The 25,504-nt window shown below is 64.6% G+C and carries 19 protein-coding genes; 9 read left to right on the top strand and 10 right to left on the bottom strand.

Annotated features, from left to right (window positions below; genetic code table 11):
- Positions 1 to 149: 149 nt before the first annotated feature.
- Positions 150 to 3,236, bottom strand: coding sequence for a right-handed parallel beta-helix repeat-containing protein (locus FRC96_RS03210; RefSeq protein ID WP_146972640.1), 3,087 nt, complete (start codon positions 3,234 to 3,236; stop codon positions 150 to 152).
- Between the two features lie 147 nt (positions 3,237 to 3,383).
- Positions 3,384 to 3,575, bottom strand: coding sequence for a hypothetical protein (locus FRC96_RS21725; protein WP_230469819.1), 192 nt, complete (start codon positions 3,573 to 3,575; stop codon positions 3,384 to 3,386).
- 134 nt (positions 3,576 to 3,709) lie between these two features.
- On the opposite strand from FRC96_RS21725, the gene FRC96_RS03200 reads away from it, so the two are divergent.
- The 3 genes from FRC96_RS03200 (at position 3,710) to FRC96_RS03190 (ending at position 7,703) form a co-directional block, all read left to right on the top strand.
- Positions 3,710 to 4,177, top strand: coding sequence for a hypothetical protein (locus FRC96_RS03200; protein WP_146972636.1), 468 nt, complete (start codon positions 3,710 to 3,712; stop codon positions 4,175 to 4,177).
- A 271-nt stretch (positions 4,178 to 4,448) separates the two neighbouring features.
- A complete protein-coding gene (locus tag FRC96_RS03195) occupies positions 4,449 to 5,351 on the top strand; it encodes a pirin family protein (RefSeq protein WP_146972634.1) in 903 nt (300 codons plus the stop codon).
- A 114-nt stretch (positions 5,352 to 5,465) separates the two neighbouring features.
- On the top strand, positions 5,466 to 7,703 hold the full coding sequence (locus FRC96_RS03190; RefSeq protein ID WP_230469818.1) for an RCC1 domain-containing protein: 2,238 nt from the start codon (positions 5,466 to 5,468) through the stop codon (positions 7,701 to 7,703).
- A 293-nt stretch (positions 7,704 to 7,996) separates the two neighbouring features.
- On the opposite strand, the gene FRC96_RS03185 is transcribed toward FRC96_RS03190, so the two are convergent.
- The 3 genes from FRC96_RS03185 to FRC96_RS03175 are packed head-to-tail and all read right to left on the bottom strand — an operon-like array spanning position 7,997 to position 11,824.
- Positions 7,997 to 8,329, bottom strand: coding sequence for a hypothetical protein (locus FRC96_RS03185; RefSeq protein ID WP_146972631.1), 333 nt, complete (start codon positions 8,327 to 8,329; stop codon positions 7,997 to 7,999).
- Complete coding sequence (locus FRC96_RS03180) at positions 8,326 to 9,594, bottom strand: hypothetical protein (protein ID WP_146972629.1); 1,269 nt, start codon at positions 9,592 to 9,594, stop codon at positions 8,326 to 8,328. Before FRC96_RS03180 ends, FRC96_RS03185 begins: the two co-directional genes overlap by 4 nt.
- A 55-nt stretch (positions 9,595 to 9,649) precedes the next feature.
- Entirely contained in the window at positions 9,650 to 11,824 is a 2,175-nt protein-coding gene (locus FRC96_RS03175; RefSeq protein WP_146972628.1) for a response regulator, read from the bottom strand.
- A gap of 422 nt (positions 11,825 to 12,246) precedes the next feature.
- On the opposite strand from FRC96_RS03175, the gene FRC96_RS03170 reads away from it, so the two are divergent.
- The 4 genes from FRC96_RS03170 to FRC96_RS03155 all read left to right on the top strand — a co-directional run bounded on the left by FRC96_RS03170 (position 12,247) and on the right by FRC96_RS03155 (position 15,734).
- A complete protein-coding gene (locus FRC96_RS03170; protein ID WP_230469817.1) occupies positions 12,247 to 13,512 on the top strand; it encodes an aminotransferase class V-fold PLP-dependent enzyme in 1,266 nt (421 codons plus the stop codon).
- Positions 13,513 to 13,805: 293 nt separating this feature from the next.
- Positions 13,806 to 14,408: a TetR/AcrR family transcriptional regulator gene (locus FRC96_RS03165; protein ID WP_230469816.1), complete on the top strand. Its 603-nt coding sequence runs from the start codon at positions 13,806 to 13,808 to the stop codon at positions 14,406 to 14,408.
- Between the two features lie 180 nt (positions 14,409 to 14,588).
- Positions 14,589 to 15,083, top strand: a complete 495-nt coding sequence (locus FRC96_RS03160; RefSeq protein WP_146972623.1) for a cupin domain-containing protein — start codon at positions 14,589 to 14,591, stop codon at positions 15,081 to 15,083.
- Positions 15,084 to 15,146: 63 nt separating this feature from the next.
- The gene (locus tag FRC96_RS03155; RefSeq protein WP_146972622.1) at positions 15,147 to 15,734 is read left to right on the top strand and encodes a pentapeptide repeat-containing protein; all 588 of its coding nucleotides are present in this window, start codon (positions 15,147 to 15,149) and stop codon (positions 15,732 to 15,734) included.
- A 230-nt stretch (positions 15,735 to 15,964) separates the two neighbouring features.
- Here the strand turns inward: FRC96_RS03155 and FRC96_RS03150 are convergent, their stop codons facing one another.
- The gene (locus FRC96_RS03150) at positions 15,965 to 16,609 is read right to left on the bottom strand and encodes an RluA family pseudouridine synthase (protein WP_146972620.1); all 645 of its coding nucleotides are present in this window, start codon (positions 16,607 to 16,609) and stop codon (positions 15,965 to 15,967) included.
- A 464-nt stretch (positions 16,610 to 17,073) separates the two neighbouring features.
- Between FRC96_RS03150 and FRC96_RS03145 the strand changes: the two genes are divergently transcribed.
- Positions 17,074 to 18,054: a hypothetical protein gene (locus FRC96_RS03145; protein WP_146972619.1), complete on the top strand. Its 981-nt coding sequence runs from the start codon at positions 17,074 to 17,076 to the stop codon at positions 18,052 to 18,054.
- Positions 18,055 to 18,470: 416 nt separating this feature from the next.
- Here FRC96_RS03145 and FRC96_RS03140 read toward each other — a convergent pair whose 3' ends face one another.
- The 4 genes from FRC96_RS03140 to FRC96_RS03125 form a co-directional block, all read right to left on the bottom strand.
- Complete coding sequence (locus FRC96_RS03140; RefSeq protein WP_146972617.1) at positions 18,471 to 18,971, bottom strand: DUF892 family protein; 501 nt, start codon at positions 18,969 to 18,971, stop codon at positions 18,471 to 18,473.
- Between the two features lie 399 nt (positions 18,972 to 19,370).
- Positions 19,371 to 21,728, bottom strand: coding sequence for an FG-GAP-like repeat-containing protein (locus tag FRC96_RS03135; RefSeq protein ID WP_146972616.1), 2,358 nt, complete (start codon positions 21,726 to 21,728; stop codon positions 19,371 to 19,373).
- Positions 21,729 to 22,109: 381 nt separating this feature from the next.
- Positions 22,110 to 22,715 (bottom strand): c-type heme family protein, encoded by a 606-nt coding sequence (locus FRC96_RS03130; protein WP_230469815.1) that lies wholly within the window; start codon positions 22,713 to 22,715, stop codon positions 22,110 to 22,112.
- Between the two features lie 365 nt (positions 22,716 to 23,080).
- A complete protein-coding gene (locus FRC96_RS03125) occupies positions 23,081 to 23,449 on the bottom strand; it encodes a thioredoxin family protein (RefSeq protein WP_146972613.1) in 369 nt (122 codons plus the stop codon).
- Between the two features lie 539 nt (positions 23,450 to 23,988).
- On the opposite strand from FRC96_RS03125, the gene FRC96_RS03120 reads away from it, so the two are divergent.
- Positions 23,989 to 25,503 carry a proprotein convertase P-domain-containing protein gene (locus tag FRC96_RS03120; RefSeq protein WP_146972611.1) on the top strand — a complete coding sequence of 505 codons (1,515 nt, stop codon included), beginning with the start codon at positions 23,989 to 23,991 and terminating at the stop codon, positions 25,501 to 25,503.
- The last annotated feature ends 1 nt before the right edge of the window (position 25,504 follow it).

Genomic DNA, 25,504 nt, shown 5'->3' with positions numbered 1-25,504 from the left:
GGGTCTGCTTCAAACGCGCGAAACTAGATTCACCAGGCCCTCGCTGTCGATGCCATTGGCGCTTTTTGGCAAACACGCACGCATAGAAAAGCCCCGAGCCCGGGCCAGAATGGCGCGGAGCTCGGGGCTTTGAAGGTCAACGTGAGACTTCAGTCCCAGACGAGGTTATCGATCACAACCTGGGCGCCGAGGTTGCGGATCTCCAGCGCAAAGGGACCGGCGATGTTCAGGCCGTTGGCCTCCACAGTGTAGACGGTCGCGTCCTCGCTCTGGGCAGGCGGGCCGATAACCTGGCTGGTGGCGACGACCTGGCCATTGATGCGAATCTCGATGCTGCGGTCGGCGCCGCCGGTAAAGGCTTTGCGAAATTGCAGCGAGATGGAGCTGAGACCGCCCGGGATTATGGCGCCCAGGCGGCTGGTGGCGTCGCGCAAGAGCAGCCCCTGGCCCTCGATGGGGTAGTCGCCCTGCTTGCGTCCTTCGAGGAAGCGAAAAGGAAATCCCTCGCGGCCGTAGAAGGTGTGGTCGCCGTAACCGTCGTCAAAGAAGTCCATGGCCTCAAAATCCTCAAAGGTGCCGCTTCGGGTGCTGCCGACTTCCCAGGCGCCGACGGTGCAAAAGGCGCCGGAGGAGCGCGGGGCCATGCGCTGATCGTAGCCCAGGGGCTCGACGCCGATGGCGTCCATGCAGAGGGCTTTGGGCACGGCCTGGTAGGCGTCGCTGGCGGAGCCTACGGCCACGGACTGGGTAAAGCCGCCGTTGTCGGCCAGCGGCAAGAGGTGCGCGTTGTAGGTCGCGTCGCCGACGATGTCGGTGGGCTGGGTGGTGACGATGTTGACGTTCACGTCGCCCAGCACGTTGTAGCCCGAGGAGGTAAAGAGCGAGCCGCCGCTGCCCAGGGGGGTGTAGAGCGCGCCGCCGCCGGTGGCGTTGGAGGCGATCAGGTTGCGGTCCAGGGTGAGCGCGGCGTTTTGGTACTTCCAGATCGCGGCGCCTTCCGGGGAGCCGTTGGCCGTAAATGTATTATGCGTGAGCACGAGGTCGTCGCCGCTGTGGTGGTAAAAGGCGCCGCCGCGCAGGGTGGCGTTGTTGGCTGTGAAGGTGTTGTTCTGAAAATAGCCGTAGATACCGGCATAGATGGCCCCGCCCTGGGCGGCGGTGTTCTCGTTGAAGAGGTTGCGCTGAAGGACGGCGTTGTAGCCCTCGTAGATCTCGAAGGCGAAGAGCGCACCGCCTTTGCCCACCGCGTTATTGCCCTCGAAGAGGCAATCTCGGATGTGCACAAAGATGCGGGCGACGTAGACCGCTCCGCCATCGCCATCGCTGGAGTTATCGAGGGCGCGCACGAAGAAGAAGTCCACGGGGCGTTCGTCCTGCCATACGGCGCCACCCTGGTCGGTGGCGTGGTTGGAGCGCAGGTCGACGCGGCGAAGCGTGAGCTTGCCCTGGGAGTAGATCGCGCCACCGAACTCCGCGTGGCCATCGCGCAGGGTGAGGTTCTCAAAGGTCACGTCCATGTTGGGTAGGACCTCAAAGAGGCCGTGGTCGCCGGCGCCGCGAATCACCAGGTCGCCGGGTTGGCCGTCACCGAGCAGATGCAGGGGTTTGTTGATGAGGACCCGCGAGGTAAGCGCGACCTCTTGGACGTCCGGCGCAAAGCGGATCGTGCTGCCCTCGTTGACCGACGCGACCACACCCCGAAGCGAGCCCGGACCGTTGTCGCCGCCCTGGGTCACCACCGTGGGAATGGTCACCGAGACATTGCGCTCCACCGTGGCACCGGCGATCAGCGTGAAGGAGTCGCCAAGTCCCGCAAATTGGGTGACGTTGCCAACATCGTCGGCGACCTGCGGGTAGCTCGCGAGCTCGATGGTGTAGGAGCCCGGGTTGAGCAGCAGCGTCTCGGTGGTGTCGTCGGAGGTCGAGAAGGTCTGCACGACGTTGCCACCGCTCAAAATCTCAAAATCGAGATCCATCGGCAGCGAGGTGCTCACGTGCACGATCAAGGTGGTGTCGCCGGCGGAGTACGCGGCGGTGGCGACGGCCGGGTCGCCCGTGGTGACGCTCACATCGACGGGCGGCGCGCTGTAGATCACGCCATCGGCGGAGAAGTCCTGGAAGGTCAGCGTGTACTCGCCAGTCGCGAGGTTCTCCACGGTCTGAGCCCCCACGACATAGGTATCAAGGCCCTCGCCCTGGATGCGCGTGGTGAACGCTGCGCCTGCGGGAAGTCCGGTGGCCGCGATCTGCATGGAGCCGAGTTCGACGACGTCGGCGTAGGCGATGGTGGCCTCGCTGCGGATCGCGCTCAAGATGGTCACGGTGGCCGTGGACGCGCTGTAGGTGGTCGTGCCGACGATGAGATCGGCGGGGATGAGCTGGTAATCGCCGGGTGTGAGCCCTTCGAGAAGGCCGTCGGCGGGAACAGAGGTGCTGTTCTGGTCGGCGTCGACGAACTCGATGGTCGGCGTCTCTCCTGCGGGCAGGCCCGTGACGCTGACCTGAAGGCTTCCGGGAACCAGCGCGTAATTCACAATCGCGGTCTTGGTGCGGCCGCCGATGAGCTCCAGGGTCTGGGAGGCTTGGCTGGGGTCGTAAAGCAGATCGTCGCCCACGCGCGCCGCGCTCAGGGTGTAGGTGCCGGGCGTGAGATCAGTGAACTCGTCGGAGCCCGTCAGCGTGGCCTCAAAGCTCTCCGGGCCGCTCACCGTGACGTCGGCAGCGAGCCCCTCGGGCAGGCCCTCGACCTCGATGTTGAGGTCCGAGAGAAGCTCCGCGTCGCCGCAGACCAGCGTCACAGCCACGGTCGTCTCCAGGGCGCGCGGATCGTTGGAGCGCACAAAGAGATCCGTGCTGCGCACGAGGTTCTCGTCGGCGCAGGTCGCCGTGACCATGATGCTTTCCTGGGCGTCCGGCGAGAGCGTGAGCTGGTCGAGCGAGGGGGTGAGCCAGGCGTCCTGGGACTCCAACTCCAGCTCCAGATCCGCCAGGCCGGCGTTCTGAACCACGAAAGTCGTGGTGGCGCTGGCGCCAAGGGCGGCCGAGAGCTCGAGGCTGCCGGGGATGATCAGGCGCGGGGTATCGGGGTCCGGATCGGTATCGGGATCGGTATCACCGGTATCGGTCTCGATGTCGGTGTCGGTGTCCGAGTCGGGGCGGCCGATGGGATCGTCGCCGCAGGCGATGGAGAGCGAGAGGAGTAGGGTCAGAATGGCGAGCGGGATTTTGGGGAACATAGAGGGTATGCCGGGTCGGATGGGCGCGGGCGGCGCGCAAAGATAGCGAAGGACGCGCGGTGGCGAGGGATGGGAGCGAAGGGCGAGCTAGTAGCACCCGGGATTGGAAGGATCAAATAATAAAAACCGGCGGGAGGGGGATGTTTTTCAATGATCGCGGGGGGTTGTGGTCTCGATCTGGTTCTCGATCTGGTTCTCGATCTGGTTCTCGATCTGGTTCTCGATCTGGTTCTCGATCTGGTTCTCGATCTGGATCTCGTGTTCGTGCTGGGGATGTTCTTGGGGTGGGTGCGTACATAATATGTCATAGCGACTTACATAATATGTAGGGGGTTGCACGGGGGGAGGGCGCTTCCGCGCAGGGAAAGGGCCCTATTTTGGTGTTTTATGGGTGGCACAGCCCTTGCGATACAGATCCCCGACCCTCGGGGTGCGTAGCGCCCTCAACGCAACTTTCGCTTCGGAATTACGCCATGTTCGACGAATTTTCCCCCATTTACACCACCTGGCTGCGCATATTCAGCCATCCCAACCCGCCCGCGCCGCGGATGCGCTGGCCGTTGTGGGCATGGGTCAACATCGCGTCGCTGGGCAGCATGCTGGTGATGGGGTGGGCGCTGAGTCGGGTGAGCCTCCCGCCCTTTCTGGCGGAGAGCTGGCTGATTCTCGCGATCTGGGGCAGCTGCATTCTGGGGCCGCCGATTGCTGCGGGGCTGCTCGACGGACGAGGCCGCACCGGGGTGACGATCACGGCCTCGGGCTGGGCTTTTTTGCTCGGCAGCTTTATCGCGCTGACGCTTAGCGAGTCGTGGCAAAACGACTGCGGGCTGGGGCAGGGGTTTGCGATGCTTTTTGCGACGATCGGCGCGGCGATCTACCCCCTGGTGGTGGCTGCGGCGTTTGTGCCGGGACGCCTGGCACATCGCCTTCGGGTACGCTGAGCCTGAACCCATCTGTGAGGAGGTGGTTGGGTGGTTGTGTGGTTAGGTGGTTGTGAGGCGCGGGGGTGTGCGATGTGGGTCGATTCGAGTGAGCGTTTGGGGGATTGCACAACCGAGGGTCGGACAACGTCCGGTGATGGCGCGGAGTTGTCCGACCGAGGGTCGTACAACGTCCAGTCATCACGCCGAGTTGCCCGACCGTGGGTCTGTGCGCACACTCGGGGAGCGGCGCGATGGGGCGCCCTTCTGACTCGAATCTTTTGGAGGATGTATGCTCGACATCGTCATTGATGCGCGCGCCGCCCAGCTGGGTCCCGGCTTTGAGGTCGCGCGCATTTTGCCCTACCGCAAGCGGCGGATGGTCGGGCCCTTTATCTTCCTGGATCACGCCGGGCCGGTCTCATTGACGCCGGTGATCTCCGAAGAGATGGACGTGCTGCCCCACCCGCATATCGGGCTCTCGACGATCACGTACATCTTTCACGGCAAGTGGATGCACCGCGATAGCGTGGGCTACGAGCAGGTGATCAAGCCGGGGGATGTGAACTGGATGACGGCCGGCAGCGGGGTGAGTCACTCGGAGCGTTTTGAAGAGGAGTTTCGGCGCACCGGTGGCGACCTGGAGCTCCTGCAGGCCTGGGTGGCGCTGCCCGAAGAGGTTGAGGAGACTGAGCCCACGTTTCATCACTACGAGCAGACGCAGCTTCCCCACGATGATGCATCGGGCGTGTGGTTGCGGGTGATCGCCGGCCAGGCCTACGGTCTGCAAAGTCCGGTGCAGACGCACTCGCCGCTCTTCTACGTTCACAGCGAGCTTGCGCCCGAGGCGCAGTTGAAACTGCCCCAGGGCTACAGCGAGCGGGCGATCTATGTGGCGCGTGGGCAGGTGGAGCTCGGCGGGCAGCTCTACAAAAAAGGCCAGCTCCTGGTGGTGGAGGCCGGCAAAGACCCGGTGATCACCGCTCGCACCCCGGCCACGGTGATGTTGCTCGGCGGCGAGCCGTTGGGGAAGCGGCATATCTGGTGGAACTTTGTGTCGTCGAGCAAGGAGCGCATCGAGCAGGCCAAAGTCGACTGGGAGGCCGGGCGCATCAAACTTCCGGTGCATGACGATGAGGAGTTCATTCCTTTGCCCGGCGGCGCAAAGAAGAGCGACGCGGAGCCGCTCTCCTGAGCCCCTTGCGATCGTGAGGATGTTCGTCGGCGTAAGTTGATTCTCTTCGCCGGGGCCGCTAAAGACGTCGGGTCACCTAAAGACTTAACCTGACACATGTTTTTCGAGGTAGCCATGACCCGGTGCGCAGTTGCGCTTGTAGTCCTCTTTGCCTTCTTTCTAAGTGCCTGCGGTGGGGGCGACACCGATCGTCGCCGCAATGACGATGAGAACGCCTGTGTGCCCTCCTGTCAGGAGGGGTTTAGCTGCGTGGCGGGCGCCTGCTACGTGCGCGTGCAGCCTGAAGATTGCGGGGAGGGCGAGGAGTTTGATCCGACCTACCGGGTCTGTCTGGTGCCCTCGTGTGAGGACACGGTGCAGAACGGCGGTGAGGAGGGCGTGGACTGCGGCGGCCCCTGCGACCAGTCCTGTGAGGACGAACCGGTGGAGCCGACCTGCGACGATGGCGTCCAGAACGGTGATGAAGAGGGCGAGGACTGCGGTGGCTCCTGCGAGCAGGTCTGCGAAGACGATCCGGTGGAGCCGACCTGTGAAGATGAGATTCAGAACGGGGGTGAAGAAGGCGTGGATTGCGGCGGCCCCTGCGAGGAAGCCTGCGCGGCACCGACCTGTGAGGATGAGATTCAGAACGGGGGTGAGGAAGGCGTGGATTGCGGCGGCCCCTGCGAGGAAGCCTGCGTGATCCCTGCGACCTGCGGCGATGGTCAGGTCGATGGCGATGAGCAATGCGACCACGGAGGCACCGTGGTGCTTGCCTGCGCCTACGGTGAGATGAGCTGCCAGGTGTGCAACGCGCAATGCGAAGAGGTCGCCGGGCAGGTCACCGGGTACTGCGGTGATGATGTGGTGCAGTCCGATGCTGGCGAGGCGTGCGATCACGGGGGCAGCCCCGAGACCGAGTGCGAGGACGGTGAGATGAGCTGCCAGGTGTGCAACGCGCAGTGCGAGCTTATCGACATCGAAGTCGAGCCCGGCTGCGGTGACGGCGTGGTGCAGGGTGGCGAAGAATGCGATCACGGCGGCTCCCCCGAGACGAGCTGTGCCTACGGTGAGATGAGCTGCCGGGTGTGCAACGCGCAGTGTCAGGAGGTTGCCGGGCAGGTCACCGGTTACTGCGGCGACGGCGTCATGCAGCCGGCCCACGAGGCCTGCGACGGCGGCGACCTGGCCGGAGCCACCTGCACCTCCGTGGGCGCGGCTGCCGGAGAGTTGAGCTGCGATGCGAGCTGCGAACTCGACCAGAGCGCGTGCCTGGACATCGCGATTGCCGAACTCAGCTCGGGCTTTGCGCATACCTGCGTGCGCACCACCGACGGTGAGGTCTACTGCTGGGGTCGCAACGACGACGGGCGCCTGGGCGACGGGACCACCATCTACAAGACGCAGCCCACGCTGGTTCCGGGGCTCAGCAATGTGACGAAGATCTCGGCCGGTGGCTATCACACCTGCGCGATTCAGCAGGGGGGCACGCTGGTTTGCTGGGGAGGCAACCTGAGCGGTCAGCTTGGAAACGGGACCGTCGCCGACGCGATGGTGCCGACGCCGGTGCTGTGGTCGGGGACACCTCCGGTGGTGACCACGGTGAGCGCGGGCTCAACGCATACCTGTGCGATCGTCAGCGGCGGGCAGGCCTACTGCTGGGGCAGCGATGAGTTTGGCAAACTTGGCAGTGGCGGAGCAGCTCCATCAAACAGTCCGCTGACGTTGCCGACGCCGGTGTCCGGTCTGGCCGACGCCACGCAGATTCACGCCGGGCGCTACCATAGCTGCGCGCGCCGTCAGCTCAGCGGACGTTACGTGTGCTGGGGGCGAAACAGCTATGGCGAGCTTGGCGATGCGGATTATTTCGGCTCCAGCTCAACCTCGCCGCGTCAAGTCGATGACGCCGACTACATCTCCGGCTTTCTCTCCGGCCCTTACGTCGCGGCGGGAGATCGTTACTCCTGCGCGCGAGGGACGTTCGGCACGATCTACTGCTGGGGCAGCCCGGCCTACGGACAGCTCGGGGACAGCACGACGTCTTCGACCTCACGGCCCAACGAGGTGTTTGGCGGGCCGGGTTCAGCGGATTATTTGAGCGTGGGTGAGCGCCACGTGTGTGCGGTGGGCAGCGGCACGGTCTACTGCTGGGGCAGCGGTCAGTACGGGCGGCTGGGCCTGGGCGACACCGACAACTACTTTGAGCCTTTTGCGCTGACGATGCCCTCGGCCATCGATGTGCAGGTGGGCGGCATGCATACCTGCGCGCGCCTGACCGATGGTGGGGTGATGTGCTGGGGACGCAACTCCCACGGTCAGCTGGGCGATGGCACCCTGGTGGACCGCACGACGCCGGTGCGCGTGCAGTTCTAAGCCTCTCGACCGACCCCGGGAGGTGCATCACGCCCGCGCTGTGCGGGTGACGTACGGGTGATGCACAACCGTGGGTCGGCCATCTCAGCGACATCTTCGAAACAACAAACGACCGAGGGCGGTGCATCCGAGCGATGATGCGACCGACCCTCGGTCGTTCACGTTTTGGATGATGCGACCGACCCCGGGAGGTGCATCACGCCCGCGTTATGCCGGCGACGTGCGGGTGATGCACGACCGAGGGTCGGCCATCTCAGCGCCATGTTCGGGGGGAGGGTACGACCGTGGGTCGGTCAGACGCGGCATGAGGCCAGCGCCCGGGCGACCCTCTCGGCCAGGTCGCGGGCAGCGCTGATGCGATCTTCGCGGGGGGTGGCGTAATGCACCCGAAGTTGCAGCCGCCCGGTCGCCGGCACCACCAGCAGGCGGTGCTCCTCGGCGCTGAAAAACACCCACATCGGGAGGTTGGAGGCCTGGCCGCGCCGGGTCAGACCGACCTCGGCCAGAGCCTCGGGCGCCCGGGAGAGGTCGGTCCCTGCGGGGAGATCGAGGCGCCAGAGCAGATCGTCGATGCACGCCCGGTCTTTTCGCAGGTTGAGCGGCGCATCGATCTCCGAGGTGCTCATCGGATCTGCCGGGTTACGATGACTTCGCAATGATCGTCGCCGCAGCTGACGCAGTGGGTCTGCTCGGCCTGCCACTGGTTGTCGGGATCGTTGCTCATCTGGTCGTAGAACTCCGGCGTGAACGCCGGCGCCGAGCTCCAGTCGACGGCGTGGCCGAGCTGCGCGATGGCTTCGCATGCCCCCTCAAAGAGGTAGCAGGAGGGGGTGGATCCCTGGCCGTGGCGTAGCTTGTAGTAGGGGCCCTCGTAGGTGGTGGGCGCCTGAAGAATAAGCAGCCGTCCCGGCTCAAAGTCGGCCACCGACCACCTCCCAAAGCCTAAGCCCCGGGCGATCGTGCAGGAATGAAGCGCAACGGTGAGCGCATCGCGCTCGCTGGTGCCGGTCAGCGCCTCCCATTCTGGCGAGCCAATGATGCCGCCGAAGGTGTTAAAGCCGCACATCCGGCCGGCTTCGCGCAACAGACCGGCGGAGACGCGCGCAAAGCTCTCGTGGCGCTGGCTCAGGGTGTCGAGCATCTCGTAGGAGAGGCGGTTGTAGATGTTGACCGGGCTAAACGTCACAAAGACGCCAAACGCCTCAATCAGCCCGCGCTCATCACCTTTAACGCCCGAGAGGAAGTCGCGCAGACCCTCGGTCAGGCGTTGGACCTCATCCTCGGAGCGGCCGCCGAAGCTCTCGGGGAGCACATCGAGCGTGGCCTGCCGGCTGACCGGGGGGTGCAGGGGGGCTGCGCCTTCAACGCGGCGCAGGCGGAACTCGCAGCTCTCATGGCCCATGGCCAGACAGAGCGTCTCGGTGGCCTCGACCTCGTGAGGCGGAAGATCGAAGGCCACCGCCATGGCCGCGGCCGCAAAGCCTGCGGCCAGCGCGTCGGCCGGCGAATAGCGGGGCTGGTCACCGAATTTCTCGCGCCAGCTAAAGCTGTAGTGCAGGGTTTGGCCGAGGGCCAATCCGCCCTGCGGGGTGAGCCCGCCGAGCTCCAGGCGGCCGTGTCCCCAGGTCCGAAAGAGATCTTCGGCGAGTTTGAGGCGCGCGCCCGGCTCGTCGATGTGGAGGTCGAGGACGGCGCGGTTGAGCAGCGCCCAGAAGAACTCGCGGGCCGCCTCGGTGCGTAGTTTTGCGCCGGCGGCAAGCCCCAGCGCGTCGTTGACGGTCTTGTCGATAAAGAGGTTGTAGTGATGGCAGTGCCCGCAGACGGGCGTCTCGGCCACAAATCGCAGGTCGTACTCGGGGCTCCAGCGTTCCAGATCATGCAGGGGACTCATCGGCGACTCCAACGACAGGGGTGGGGAGACGTACAGCGAAATTTAGAAATGGCGTTCAGCTGAGCGCCGGGGCAAGCGGGCGGCGAGTGCCGGGGGCGACCAGGCGGTCGACCTCCTCGACGAGCTCGGCGCCGGTGAAGTTGCCTTTGCGCATCACGCGCTCGGTGACCTGCTGAAGTTGCTGCAGCTCCTTGCGCGAGAGCTGGCGGGCGGTGACCACGATGACCGGGATGTCGCTTAAGGTGGCGTCTGCGCGCAGCACCTCCAGAAACTCAAAGCCGTCCATCTCGGGCATCATCAGATCGAGGAGGATGATGTCGGGGAGGTTTCCGGGATCGAGCGCGCGGAGGTGGTCGATGGCCTTGCGACCGTGGATGGCGGTGGTGGTCTGCCAGCCGGCGTTTTTCAGGGTGCGGTCCATGATCTCGCGTGTGGCGTCATCGTCTTCCACCACCAGCGCCTGCAGCTCGCCGCGCTCCAGCTCAAAGCGCTGAAGGGTGCGCAGGAGGACGTCGCCGCTGACTGGTTTGACCAGGTAGTCGTCGGCGCCGAGTGCGAAGCCTTTTTTGCGGTCGACGACCATCGTGAGCATGACCACGGGGATGTGGGCCAGCTCCGGGTCGTGTTTGAGCTCCGCCAGGGTGTCCCAGCCGCTGCGGCCGGGCATCATCACATCGAGGGTGATGGCCGAGGGGCCGACGGCGCGAGCCATGCGCAGGCCCTCGTCGCCGCTGATGGCGCTGACGACGCGGTAGCCGGCGCGGCCGAGCTGGCGGCGCAAAAGCTCGTGGACGGTCTCACTGTCGTCGATGACCAGCACGGTGTGGTCATTGCGGGCGGCGCGCGGCAGGGCGGCGGCCTCGTCGATGGCGTTCAAGGTCTCACTGGCGACCAGGGGCGCGGGCAGATGCACGCTGAAGGTGGAGCCTTCGCCGGGGCGGCTGGTGGCGTCGATGAAGCCGCCCATCATGCGGCAGAAGTGCTGCGTAATGGTGAGCCCCAGGCCGGTGCCGCCGTACTGGCGGGTGGTGGAGTTGTCGGCCTGGGTGAAGGGCTCAAAGAGCTCGTCGATCTTCTCCTGGACCACGCCGATGCCGGTGTCGGTGACATCGAAGATGAAGTGTTCGCCGGGGCCGGTGTCTTCGCGGCGTACGCTCAAGGTGATGCGACCGTTTTCGGTGAACTTGCAGGCGTTGCTCAACAGGTTGATGAGGATCTGGCGCAGCTTGATGCGGTCGGCGCGGATCATCCCCAGGTCGGCCTCGGCCTGGACGTCGAAGTGGTTGTTTTTCTCGCGGGCGACCGGCTCGATGGTGGAGATGACATCGGCGATGAGCTCGCCCAGATCGAAGCTCTCCCAGACGATCTCGTGGCGGCCCGCCTCGATCTTGGAGAGGTCGAGGATGTCGTTGATCAGGCTTAAGAGGTGCTTGGCGGCCGTGTAAATCTTACCGAGATCGGGGGTGATCTCGTTGTAGCCAAAGACCTCGGCGTCTTCGCGAATCAACTCGGTGTAGCCGATGACGGCGTTGAGCGGGGTGCGCAGCTCGTGGCTCATGTTGGCCAGAAAGCTGCTCTTGGCCTGGTTGGCCTCAATGGCCTGGTCGCGGGCGCGGGTGATCTCATCGTTGAGGCGCTGGAGGCGGTCGGCGACCTCTTTTTGTTCGGTGACGTCGCGGATCACGCAGACCGCGCCCACAATCACCCCGTCGCGATCGATGGGGCTGAGGATGTAGGAGACGGGCAGCGCGCCGGCGCCGTTGCGCTCCAGAAGCCCGTCGTCGTCGCGAAGGATCGCGCCGGAGTTGAGCAGGGCCTGGGCGCTGCGCTCCGGATCCAGGTCGGGCTGATCGGGATCGGTGCGGTCAACGCCAAGGTGCTCCAGAAGTCTGAAGTCGTCGCCCAACGCGTGGTCGAAGAGCCGGAAGGCGGCCGGGTTGGCAAAGAGCAGGCGCCCGCGGCGGTCGATGGCGCAGACGCCGTCTTCGACCGCGCTGAGCAGAGATTGCAACTTCTCACGCTCCTCGTTGACCTTAAACTCAAGCTGGCGCGAGGACTCGCCGAGGGTGTCCAGGGTCTGATTGAGCAGAAAGGCGTTGTGCTCCGACTCCGCACAGATCTGGTTGATGCCGACGAGCAGCCGGGCCCAGGTCGCCTGATCGGGTGCGGCCTGGGCGTCGTCGATGTCGAGCGTTTCAAAAAGTTCGCGCAGTCGGGGATGGAGCGCCATAGGGGAGATCCCGGGGGCAGGGGCAGAGGCAAGTGAGCCCGGTGTTTCTGACGAGAAGACATTCGCAAAACACAAGGCAGCGCGGTAGCTTAGGGCTATGAGATGTAGACTTAGTGTCTGCTTACATGTTTCGCAGCCCCTTTGAGGTGCGTCAAGCGTTAAGCGCGCGCGTCCCCCGCGCGGGGGGCAGCCTGACTGCACGCGATGGCGAGGCAAGGTGAGCGCCAGGCGTCGAAACGCGCATGGGGGGCTCTGACGAAGGCAGGGAGGCGCTCGGGGGAGGACCACACCTCAGGTTTGCGATGCGGTCGGCGGGGCGCGCGAAGGGGATGTTTCAGCGACGTCGCATCTCCGTAGAGGCGTGGGGATGTTGTATGAAGAGACGTCGCTTTTGGTGTTAGGCGCAACAACTGGAGGTGTCTGTGAAAGCCGAACGACCCGCGGTAGATGTCAGCATCACAAGCGAAACATCGTGCCTCGCGGCCCGGGTGCGTGAGCAGGTCCCGGCGTTGCGTCAGGGGGAGGAAGGTGGGCGGCGCTGGACCTATCTGGACAGCGCGGCGACGACGTTGACGCCGCAGCCGGTGATCGACGCGCTGAGTGACTTCTATGCCACCGAGACGGGCTCGGCGGGGCGAGGAGGGCATTGGAGGGCGCGCCGCTCGACGGAGCGTTATGAGGCCGCCCGGGCGCGGGTGGCGGCGTTTCTGGGGACGGAGACCGATAGCTCGGTGGTCTTTACCCGCGGGGCGACACACGCGCTCAACCTGATTGCGGGCGGACTTCGCGGGGCGCTGAAGCCGGGCGATGAGGTTGTGGTCAGCGCGATGGAGCATCACGCCAACCTGCTCCCCTGGCGCGCGCTGGCCGCAGAGAGCGGCGCGACGCTGCGGGTGCTTCCGATCAACGGGCGTGGCGAGTTGGATGGGGAGGCGGCCGAGTCAATGATCGGAGCGCGCACCGCGGTTGTGGCTCTGACGCACGTCTCCAATGTGCTGGGGACGGTGAACCCGGTGGCGGAGCTGGTGACGCTGGCGCGCCGGCACGGCGCGTTGAGCGTGATCGACGGGTCGCAGAGCGTGGCGCACCGGGCGATCGATGTGCAGGCGCTGGGCTGTGACTTCTTTGTGTGCTCGGCCCATAAGATGTACGGGCCGACCGGGGTGGGGGTGCTCTGCGGTCGGCCGGAGGCGCTGGAGCGGCTCAAGCCGGTGGAGCTTGGCGGCGGAATGATGACCTCGGTGAGTGAGGAGGAGGTCGTCTTCGCCGAGCTTCCCAACCGGCTGGAGGCGGGCACCCCGCCGGTGGCGCAGGCGGTGGGGATGGCCGCGGCGATCGACTGGATGGAGGGTTTTGGGATGGCGGCGTTGCAGCGTCATGAGGAGGCGCTCTGTGCCTATGCGCTGCAGCGGTTCAACGAGGTTGAGGGGCTGGAGGTCGTGGGGTGCCCGCGGGAGCGTTCGGCGGTGATCGCGTTTGGTCTGCGCGGGGTCGACGCCTACGACCTTGGCGAGCTGCTCGACGCACAGAATGTGGCGGTGCGCGTGGGGTCGCATTGCGCCCATCCCCTGGTGCGCGAGCTGGGGCTTTGTGCCACGGCCCGCGCGTCGTTCGGGGCGTACACCGATCGTGATGACGTCGACGCGCTGATCGCGGCGTTGGTCGAGGCGGGGCGTTTTTCAGGTTGAGACGAGCGCGTTTTTCAAAGGGTGGTGGTCGAGAGCGTAGGTCTCGGGCGGGGCATGACGCCAGGGGGCGTCAGCGGGCGATGCGCCCATACTCGTTGCCGCGATGAGACGGGAGGCTCGCGATCTGACCGACGATCCGGGCCAGGATGGCCGCGGCGATGCACGGGGCAGGTGCGCTGATTTGCCACCCGGGCTCCCGCGCTGCGCGTGTTCTCGACGCTGGCCAATTTGATGGGGCTGGGTCAGACTCAGAGATCCCCACTGGAGTGTTCGATGAAGCGATGAGTCTGTGCATGAGTGATGCAAACCGACAGCGCCTGGGCCATACCGAGGCTCGAGAGCGCATCCTGGAAGCGGCGGCGGTGGTGTATAATCAGCGCGGTCAGGCAATGACCGTGGAGGAGATCGCCACCCAGGCTGGCTACTCCACCTCGGCGCTCTACAAGCATTTTGCCAACCGCGATGACATTTTGTGCACGCTGTGGCGTTCGGTGCGCGCGCGCATCACCGAGGTGATGTTGCAGCCCCCGCCTGAGGGGCTGGGCTTTGTGGAGCGCACCCGCTGGTTGCTCTATCGCCTGGCGGAGTTCGCCGAGGAGGAGCGCGAGCTCTATGTGGCGGCGATGGTCAACGCACCGATGGGGCCGCCCTCGGGCAAGGTCGACGAGGAGATTCTGACCACCTACCGCGCCAACCAGCGCGTGTGGTTGGATTTGATGGAGCAGGGTATCGCCTCCGGAGCGCTCCGGGAGGCCGATCCGATGGACTATGTGTTGGCGCTGGGGGGGCACCTGCATTCGCTGACGATCCACTGGGCCTTTGAGGGGCCCTTTGCGCTTAAGCCGGCCATCGATCGGGTGCTGGAGATTTTTGTTGAGGGGGCGGGACAGCGTTGAGTTTATCTGGCGGGGCTGCGCGACCGAGGGATGGTCGAAGTTCAGGTGTCATGCGGTTGATGCGCGACCGAGGGATGGTCGAAGTTCAGGTGTCATGCGGTTGATGCGCGACCGTGGGTTGAGCACGTATCTCGAAAATCGCAGATCGTGAGACGTTAAACGTGAAAGACAGGAGGGTTTATGAGTCAGTCCTATCGCGTGCATCCCGACGAACTGGAGTGGCACGAGCAGTCCCACGGGGAGCGTTTTGCCAGCCGGCGAAAGCAGCTGGGAAAGGCGGCCGGAGCGCGGCGCCTGGGTTGCAGCCTCTTTGAGGTGCCCGTGGGTAGTGCGGCCTTTCCTTTCCATGCGCACCTGGGCAATGAGGAGGCTCTCTATATTCTCAGTGGCAGCGGGGAGGTTCGTCATGGGGAGTCGCGCTATCCGGTGGGGGCCGGCCATTATGTAGCGTTTCCTGCGGGACCGGAGCATGCGCATCAGGTGATCAACACCGGCACCGAGGTGCTGCGGTACCTGGTGATCTCGACGATGAACGCGCCTGATGTGCTGCTCTACCCCGACAGCGACAAGATCGGCGTGATGGGCGGTGAAGCCCCTGGCGGCGATGCGTCCAAACGCACGCTCAACGCCTTCTTGCCTCGCGCGGCCCAGGTCGGCTATTGGGAGGGGGAATGAGGTTTGACCTCCCTCCAGGCCCGGCCCCGGGTCGAGCTCCCCTTGCGCTGTGTGTGCCTCCCGATGAGCGATCTTCCCGCCCCTGACGCCTACCTCAACACCACCATCAACGCTGCCGACTTCACCCATCAGCGGCCTTTTGAGCAGGAGGTCTACGCCTGCGAGTTTGTGGACTGCGAGTTTCTGGGCGCGGATCTTCGGCAGGTCGCATTTGTCGACTGCACCTTCCGGGGATGCAACCTGGCCATGGTCAAACTGGCCGGCGCGCGCCTGCAGGGGGTGCAGTTTGTGGACTGCAAGCTGATGGGGGTGAGTTTTTTCGAGGTCAGCGACTTCGGGTTCAGCGTGGGGTTTGAGGGCAGCAACCTCAACTACGCGTCGATGCGCGCGCTGAATCTGCGTCAGACCTCCTTTACGCGTTGCACCCTTCAGGAGAGCGACCTCTACGAGGCCGATCTGCGGCGAGCGACGTTTGAGCAGAGCGACGTGGCGGGAGTGAGCTGGGAGCGGGCCAATCTGGAGGGGGCCGATCTTCGGGGGGCGATAAACCTGGTGCTCGACCCGGCCAAAAGCCGCACCCGGGGGATGAAGGTGCGTCTGGAGCAGCTGCCCGGTCTGGTGTCACGCTTCGGGCTAAAGATCGAGGGTTAGGTGGCGAGAAACCCGGGAGATGTCCGACCCTCGGATGTGCAAAGTTGGCGAGAACCCTGGGAGATGTCCGACCCTCGGATGTGCAACGTCAGCGCAGCTCTTCGGCCAGCGAGCGAAGCAGGAGATGTCCGACCCTCGGATGTGCAAAGTTGGAGATGTCCGACCCTCGGATGTGCAAAGTTGGCGAGAAACCTGAACCTGGGAGATGTCCGACCCTCGGATGTGCAACGTCAGCGCGGCTCTTCGGCCAGCGAGCGAAGCAGGGTGAGTTGTGCCTCCAGCTCGGGGGCAAGCGGGGCCTCCATGACGCGACCGTCGGGAAGTTCCAGTCGCAGCGCGTGCAACCAGAGACGCCCCGGAAAGCCCGGAACTCGTAAAAACTTCTTAGGCTTGTAGCGCGACTCTCCTACGATGGCGTGACCCTCGCGTTGAAGATGCTGGCGGATCTGGTGTTTTCGTCCGGTCTCCGGCAGCACGCGCAGGTAGGAGCAGGAGACAAAGCGCTCCAGAGTCTCGATCCGAGTCAGGGCGTCCAGTGGCCGCCGACGGCGCCGATCGAAGAGCGGCGCATCGAGCGTCATGGCGTCGGGCGTCTTCCCGTAGACCATCGCCCGGTACTCCTTTCGCACCTGGTTCTGCGCGAACCACTCACCAAACTCCGCGCGAAGCTCAGGGGAAGGTGACATCAGCACGACGCCACTGGTCTCGCGATCGAGGCGATGAATCGGCGCGTGCTCGGAGGTGCCGGTCAGTGCGTTGAGCCAGCTGACCAGATCCTTCATCCCGGGATCGTTGGTGGGGTGCACCACCCAGTCAGCGGGTTTGTTGACGACGAAGAGATCGTCATCGTGCGAGAGCAGTGTCGGGTCGTTCATGGAGGAGCCGTGTCGAGGTGCGCGACCGGGGGTTGGTCAACGCGCTGTGGTGATGCGGGTGATAGGCGACCGAGGGTCGGACATCAAGGCGATCGTTTCGAGCGCGAGCAGCGTGGTCTGTGTGACGTCGAACGTCGCGGCGTTGAGACTGCAACGTGGAGATGGCGCGCTGGTGGTATGAGGCCGGTGGAGCCTTAAACCACGTCAGAGCGCCCCGCTCTTATGCGCATCGTATCGCCGTGTGTTGGCGAGTGATTGCGCAACCGAGGGTTGGTCAATGTCGGCGCACGTAGCCCGAGAGATGGCCGACCGGGGGTTGGACGCAGCTCAGACGAGGCCTACGCGGTCAGCCCTTTTTCCAGGGAGCAACGAAAAAAATGTGATGTCCCGCGCAACATCTCTGCCGGGCGGTCGATAACAGAACAACGACGTCTGACCTCGACCCCCACCCGGAGAATCGTGCCATGACGCTACCCCGTTGCCACACCGAAAATCAGGTCGCCGTGATGAGCCGTCGTACCCACGATCGCGAGTATCTGCTGCGGCCGGACGTCGTGATGAACGAGATTTTTCGCTACGAGATCGCGCGCTCCGCATCGCGCCATGGGCTGCGTATCCACGCTTTTGTCGCGATGTCCAACCACGTCCATGTGCTGGCCACCGATGTGCATGCCACGCGCAGCGGATTTATGCGAGATACGATGGCCGGGGTGGCCCGCGCACGAAACCGCGACCTCGATCGCAGTGGCTATTTCTGGGATTCCCGTGGCTACCACGACATGGTCGTCCTCGATCAGGGGGCGCTGGTCAAGCAGTTGCTCTACATCTGGCTCAACCCGGTGCGTACCGGCGAATGCGACCATCCTGAGGAGTGGCCGGGTATGATGATCCTGCCCCGGGACTGGGGGAAACCGATGCGGGTTGCAAAGCCCAACGGCTACGGCCGGCGCTCCGAGAAGTACGTGGAATTTACCCCGACCCCGCCCCCGGGCTACGAGCAGATGAGTCTTGAGGAGGTGCAGGAGCACTTCGAAGGGTTGCTCGAAGAGGCGCTCCAGGAGGTGCTCCAGGAGCGCGAGAGGGGGAAGGTCGGCGCAGAGGGGGTGCTCAGGGTGCTGGGGCTGCCGACGAGCACGCGGCCCTCGACCCCGTGCCCGCGCGTGCGCAAGGCGCCGCGTTTTGTCGCGACGCTCCCGGCACTGCTCTTGGCGGCGGAACGTCAGTACGCCTCCTTTGTGCGCGTCTACGAGCGAGTTCGCCTGCGGTGGAAGGGCAAAAAGACCGGTGTCGTATTCCCCTGCGGCACCCTCTGGCTGAAGCAACATGCCCGTGTCAGCTGCAACCCCGCCGGTCCAGAAGAGCTGGCGCTGTGTCTGGGGCATTGTCCTCCCGAGGAGCACCCGCCCTCCGAGATACACACGCTTCTTCCAGGCACCGGCGGGTGAGGCTGGGCGCCGAATGTACCCGGTAAGACGCCAGCGCTTGTGCTGGCCTGGAGGCAGCAAAACATAGTGAGGAACCACAGCGTGTGGGGCGGCTTTTATCGGCCCGCACCGCATGGTCCTATCTCCTCCGGCCCCCCATGGTCCTATCTCCTCCGGCCCCCCGAGGCCGACGCGGGCCAGGGTCTGTCTGCTCGCCGGCTCCACGCGCCAACTTCACAGCCAGAGCGTCGCGATCGACGCCCCATGATGGCAGCCACCGGTCGCAAAACGCGCAAAAATGCAGGTGTCGTTGCGGCGCAACGCCACGGGAGGGTGCGCAACCCTCGGTTGTACCGATACGCATGATGCCCAACCCTCGGTTGGACATCATGCATGCAGACTGCGGCCGATGACCGGTTGTCTTTTCGCGGGTGATGTCAGCCCCGCAGCAGGTTGTTTTCCACCCCGGCGCGGATCATCTGGGGGAGGTTGTCGTTGAAAAACGCGAGCATCGCGCGCTCGTCCTCCAGGATATCGGAGCAGATACTGGCGATCTCGTCCTCTCCCAACTTCTCCGCCAGCGCGATGATGGCCTGATACATCGAGATCTCCAACTCCTCGCTGGCAGCGCCGATCATGGTGTCTTTGACAAAGGTGTTGTCCAGAAACCCGGTAAATCCGGCCTGTGCCGCGCCCGCAAAACTCGACGCTTTCGCGCGCAGCTCGGGGGCCTCGGCGCCGAGATCTTCCAGGCAGTGCTTTACAAGCTCGCAGTGCCGTTTGGTCTCGCGCGTATGCTCGTGCAGGCGGGCCTGCAACTCGGGAAACTCCCGGGCGTGCTTGGCCTGTCGGGTCAGCGCCTTGCTCAGCGTTTTCTCCAGTGTATATGCGCCTTCAAGCCACTTGATCAGCAGCTGACGATGAGGGTCTGTGCTCATAATGCCTCCTGTCTTTGCGCCACCCCAGAGAGGGGGACGTGTCGAAGAAGCCCTCGGGCGGGGCCCAGCGATAAAGGTGGGCACGAACACACCTCACCAAACCAAACACGCCTCCTCCATGGAGGCGATCAGGGGGCCGGGGCCAGAGGAGGAGGCGAAAGACGAGATGCCGAGGAAGCGCCGTATGTCGACGCATGGCTCAACCGAGGGTCGGTCAACACGCCGAGATTCGGTCACCTCTCCCGAAGAGTACGATTAAGAGGCGGTCCCATCGGAAGGCTGACCATCCGCAGCCCAAACGCCCGACCGAGGGTCGGTCACCGCCCCGAAAGAGCCGACCGAGGGTTGGTCACCACGCCGCAAACGCCCGACCGAGGGTCGGGCACCACAGCACGCTCATCAGCCGAGAATGCGGCACTGCACCCCTTCCACCAGTTGCGCATTGTTGTCTTCGTTGCACTCGTTGTAGCGGTTGTCCGGGTCGGCTTCGACGCTCAACGCGAACTCGGCCTGCACCAGGGCGTTGGGGACCTCCAGGCTCAGCTCAAAGCGCTCGGTGTTGCCCGGCAGCAGCGCCTCGCTTAGCTCCAGCCGCTCATCGAGCAACACGGTGCTGTTGCGGGCGAGCGTCACCCATACGGGCGTCCCCTCCGGCACGCTCCTCGCCCCCTGGTTGCCCACCACCACGCTGATGCGAAGCTCGCCCTCCACCCCGCAGCTGACCTGGTTGGTGGTGACCTCCTCCACCACAAGATCCGGCGCGTCGAAGAGGCCGTCGGGCTGAACATTCTGGCGGAAGTTGTTGAGACGGCCGTTCTCCCAGTTCCGCTCCGGAGTCCGGGGCACGCGTGCGTCCTCGGTGATGTTGGTCACCGAGTAGGCGTGCTGATTCCAGATACGCCGGGTGCGCACCCAGTTGTTGCGCGCGTCCTTCCAGACCCACAGCCCGGGGCGACTTCCGCGGTTTCCGTAGGCCGAGGCCACCAAGACCTCGGCCGCCCCGTCGTTGTCGACGTCGGCGATTACCGGCATCTCAATGCGTGTGTTGCTCTCGTGCTGCCCGTCCACAAAGAGCACCTCCCCGGTGGTCCCGTCGAGGATGTAGAAGTCCTGCTCATCGGCGTAGACGACCTCGGCTTTGCCGTCGCCCTCGAAGTCGAAGACGCTGGAGGCGGTGGCGCGGCTGGAGCAGTCCTGGTTGGTGGTCTTCCAGAGGATGCCGCGATCCGAGCAGTTCAGATCTTCCCAGTTGTCGACGTCGCACTCCCGCTTGGCCACCACGTAGAAGTCCGCGCCGGCGGTGCCGATCTCGGGGATTCCGTCGCCGTCGAAGTCCGCGATCGTGGGTGGGCCAGCCTCATTGCCGTTGGTGCAGTTGTCCAGCGGCACGCCGATCTTCCAGACCTCCTGCCCCTGATGGTCGAGCACAATGATCTCCCCGCGACGCACCAGCACGATGTTGGGGTGGGGACCATCCTCAAAACGTGCCACGGCGTTAAACCCGTCACAGGTCAAGGGACCCTGACAGCGGGAGTTCTGTGAGGTGAAGGCGTAGGTCCATAATACCTCTCCGCGGTGGTTGTAGAGGGTGTTGCCGGCGATGACCTCCTGGGTGCCGTCGAGGGTCACATCGGCCACCGTGGAAGCCGGCCCCAGAAAGGCGTTGTTGCCAATGCCGCCGGGACCGCCTGCGTGATCGGCGCTTGTGACCACGCCGTCCCATTTGAGCACGCCACTCTGACCGTTGAGCACCACATTGCCGATGATGACCTCCGGCTGGCCGTCGGCATCGAGATCGGCCACCGAGGTGTTGGCACCTCCGCGGGTGTGAACATCCCAGGTGGGATAGTCCTCATTATGCCACATCGGCTCCCACTGGCTGGCGTCGTCGCTGATACGCCGAAACGCCACGGTGCCCTGGGGGCGACCGGCGGCGTTGCGCGTCACGCCGATGATCTCGGCGACGCCGTCACCGTCCAGGTCCGCCAGCGCCAGGCCGGAGTCGTTGTTGACTGGCGGCTCGCTGATCGAGGCGATCGTACGCATCGTGCCGTCTTCGGCACAGCGTCCCTCCACCACACGCACCGTGGCGTCGACGTTGCAGCAGCCCTGGCTGTTGCGGTTGAACGAGGGAAACACAATGTCGGGGATGTCGTCGGTGTCGGTCACGCCGTCGCCGTTGTCATCGCTGAGGTTCGCGACGACCGGTACCGCCACAACATCACCCCGGTTTTCATGCTCCAGCCCGTCGGGCACCCAGGTGCAGCCCGGCAGAGGCTCCAACTCACCGACCGGGGGGCGGTACTCACAGACGGCAATCTGATCGCGCGGCAGGCACTGCCCGATGGAGGGCTCGCAGATCTCGTCGAGTGCGCACTCCTCGGTGCGCTCGCACTCCCCTCGGGTGTCGACGCACGCCTCGCCAAGGCAGACCTGCGCCGCAGTGCAGCAGACCCCGGCACACGCGCTCTCCTCGTCGCCGCACACCAGGGGCGCATCAGCGTCGTCCTGCGCATCGAGACCGCTGTCGTCACCGCCATCAAACGCGCCGGTGTCCGTGTCGCCCCCGGCGTCGTCCTCCACACAGCGATCCGCCACACAACGTCCCGCCCCGGCGCAGTCCTCGTCGGCCGCACAGACGCGCGGACCGCTGAGGCTTTCATCATCACAACCCGAACAGGCCGTGGCGCCCAGCGCCACCAGCAACGAGAGCGCACTTGTCGCCAGGCGCGAAGACAGCGAGACATGTCGACCCATACCCTTCCTCCAGGAGATGCAGTGTTCAAAAACCTCTCTCAGAAGTAGCGAATGGCGCGGTCTGCGTCTAGCGCTGGCATAACAGCACGACCCCTGGTCCGACAGGCGATGTTCTCATCTGCCGCATAAACGCAGAAGATCGTCCGACCGAGGGTTGTGCATCCCCCGCATAAACGCTGAAGATCGTTCAACCGAGGGTCGGACATCCACCATAAAAACGCTGAAGATCGTTTGCCGCATAAACGCTGGAGATTGTCCGACCGAGGGTCGTGCATCCACCGCATAAACGCTGAAGATTGTCCGACCGAGGGTCGTGTATCCTCCGGCCGTCAGCCGCATGGTCGTTGAAAAACGTTCGACCGAGGGTTGTGCATCCCAACGTCAACGTCCCGGCACCTCCACCCAGAACCACCCCCGCAGATCGCCCTCCGCATAGCCGGTGGCCCGGTCTTCGGGATAATACTCCGCGATCACCCGGGCGACCTGCGGCTCCAGCGACTGGCGATCGCCGTGGCAGGTAAGGCAGGGCGCGGCGATGCGAATCGGGCTGAGCACCGCAAGCTCCTGCTGCGGCCCCACGCTTAACCGCCGATCGCCTGCCTCATTGGCCATCGCCTCGGCCCACTGCGGTGGATTGTTGTCGGCGTTTCGCAACTTCTCGGAGAAACGCCCGATCCGCACCCCGTGCTCCTCGCCAACCTCCGCGGTGAGCACTCCGGCCTCCCCATGACAGACCTCCACCGCCGCCGGCGCCCCCTTCTCCTGCACCACCCCCATCACCCGGCCCATCAACGTGCTCGCCAGGTCCTGACGTGCCTCTTCCGCCCGTTGTAGCTGCGCGTTCTGCTCTGCGCTCAGACGCTCCGCCTGCACAAGGCTCCACCCCGCAGGCAGCGCCGCGTTCTCCTGACTCGCCAGCTCCGAAGACGCAGCGCGGGGAGCCTCATCGCCCGGCGCTTCGGCCTCCCTCGCGTTGTCTGGCGCCACGGCCCTCGCATCGCTCGCGTCCGTGCCTCGCTCGCAGGCCCAAAGAAGCAGGGCAGCAGCCAGCAACACAACCCCCCATCTCGGCCCTTTTCGCTGGGTGCGAGGAAAATGATCGGCACGATCCGAACCTGCTGAACCCACACGCGTCATGGGCATCTCCTCAAAAAAGAAAGACAAAGCATCACGTAAACATGTCGCGTTGACATCACCGGCCACGCGAGGCGGTGGCCCATGCGTCCATGGCCAGAACAACCAGAACACGGAGTTCTGCACCCACGTCCGCGGTGCACTTCAACTCGCCACGACCCCGGGGAGAACGCGCCCGCATCCGAACTACCGAAACATCCCTGGTCACCGCGCTGAGCTCACCCGCCAAAGAGCTTTTTGAAAAACCCCGGCGGACGATCCGGGTTGATGCGCTGCGCCAGCGACACGATCTGCGCGGCGCTCTTCGCCCCGATCGCAACCTCCTGAATCTGCCCCTCTCGCACTGCGATCAGGGTCGGAAGGCTGCGCACGTTAAACGCCCGGGCAAGCGCCGGGTAGTTCTCGGTGTCCAGCTTGTAGAAGGCCACCGGCTGGTCGGCCATCTCCTCGGCCGCCGCCTCAAACTGCGGCGCCATCATCTTGCAGGGGCCACACCATCCGGCCCAGAAATCGATCAGCGCGGCCGGACCGTCCGGTGCCATGATCGCCTCTACCTCGGCCTGCGTCGTCAAATCTTTAACCGTCATAGCGTACTCGTTTTAGCGGGGTTGAAGGGCACTACGGGGGAACTCAGGGAGAGGTTTGAGCAAACTTCATACCACGACGCCTTTTCGTCGACCCTTCGACAGCGAGGGGCGAAGACCTCTCCGAAAGAGAAACATCGCGCGCGGGACGCAAGATCCCGTCAATGCTCACGATACTAAGAGTACAGGCTCGTGATGGAACCTCCTCGTGGGCAGAAGAGGTAGAAGAGCGAGGGCCCGAGAGCCACAGCAGTGGTGCGCAGTTCTGAAACATCCGTCGCAGACCTGAAACAATTTTGCGACGTTTGGGAGCTTCTCCGGGACGCTTGAAACAGGTCTGTTTCAGCCGGCTTCCGACCGCCCTCACCCGCTCGGGGCAGGGGGTAGGCTGATGTAGGTAACATGTTGCAATTTCAGCGGGCATTTGATTATGGTGCCCGGCACTTCGATGGACATCGACGCGCGGCGTCATGGCATGCTGACGATGCTGCGCGTTCCACGATAACCCTGCGTTTTTTGCATCTTCCTTTGAGAGACTCTTTATGGCGATGAACACCAAACAGTGGTGGTTGCTGGCGATCGGCGCGAGCCTTGTGCTCGCGAGCTGCGGTGAAGGCACCGGGGTTGAAGAGCCCAACACCGATAACAGCGCCGTCTTTGCGCCGCCGCTTGAAAACCTCGACACCCTTCTTGATGGCGCGCCCGAGAACGCCTCGCTTCAAAACGAAGCCAAGGGCGATGAGGTCTTTGAGCCGACCAACTACGAGCTGCTGGCACTGCAGTCGCCCACCGCCAACCAGGGAAGCCGCGGGGTCTGCTCGATCTTTGCGGCGGTCGCCCTGATGGAGCACCTCTACATCAAGGAAGGCACCTTCCCCGACAAAGACTTCTCGGAGCAGTACCTGCAGTGGTCGGCGAAGTTCGAGGTCAACTCCTTCCCGAACACCTCCGGCTCCAGCTCCACCTACAACCTGCGCGCGATCAGCAACTTCGGGATCGTGGAGGAGGCTTTCTGGCCCTACGAGTCGCGTCCCTGGGGCGCCTCCGACGACGAGCGCTGCGTGGGTGATGAGGCCGAACGCCCCACCGAGTGCCACACCAACGGGCACCCGCCCCAGGAAGCCGTCGACGCCGAGAAGTGGAAGCTCCCCTCGAGCCGCTGGATCTCCACGCGCGAGCGCGACATCAAAGCCATCATGAAGAATAAGGGCACTGCGGTGGTCGCCGGCGGGGACTTCTACTACCAGTCGTGGAACCACGGCGCCTCCTCGCTGCCTACCAACAGCGAGTACGCCCGCAAGGGTTACGTCCTCTACCCCAATGAGGCCGATAAGGCCGACAGCCGCGCGCGTCGAGCCGGTCACGCCTTCCTGCTGGTGGGCTGGGACGACACCCTGACCGTCGAGCGCCTCGATGAGAATGGCGAGGTGATGCTCGACGAGAACGGCGAGCCGATGACCGAGTCGGGCTTCTTCATCTTCAAAAACAGCTGGGGCACCGGCAGCTGGGGCACCGACCACGCCGATGAGCGCGTGCCCGATGGCTACGGCTACATCTCCTACCGCTACGTCGAAGAGTTCTTGAGCGCCCGCGCCACCGACATCCCCGTCTTTGAAGAGCCGGAGCCGGAGCCCGAGCCCGTCTGCGGCGACACCCTCAGCTGCGCCGACGACGCCTGCATCGACTCGCCGCTCTGCGAAGGGGAGCCTGCGACCTTCTCCAGCGACGAGGAGATTGCGATCCCCGACAACGATGCCGACGGCATCCTCAGCACCATCGAGATCACCGGTCAGGGCCCCGCCCTTGAGGTGAGCGTCGATGTGCTGGTGGCCCACAGCTTCATCGGCGACCTTGAAGTTCGCCTGATTCACCCCAACGGCGACTCGATCGTGCTGCGCGAGGCTGACGGTGTAGCCGGCGAAGACTTCTTCGAGAGCTACCAGGCCGACGCGTTCGTCGGGCTCGAAGCCGAGGGAAGCTGGTCCTTGCAGGTCATCGACGGGTTCGGCGCCGACACCGGCACGTTGCTGGGCTGGGACCTGACGATCGTGCGCTGAG

Source organism: Lujinxingia vulgaris (genome assembly GCF_007997005.1).
GTDB lineage: Bacteria > Myxococcota_A > Bradymonadia > Bradymonadales > Bradymonadaceae > Lujinxingia.
Note: the sequence above shows the minus strand (reverse complement) of the source record. Positions and strands in the feature narration are given on the sequence as shown.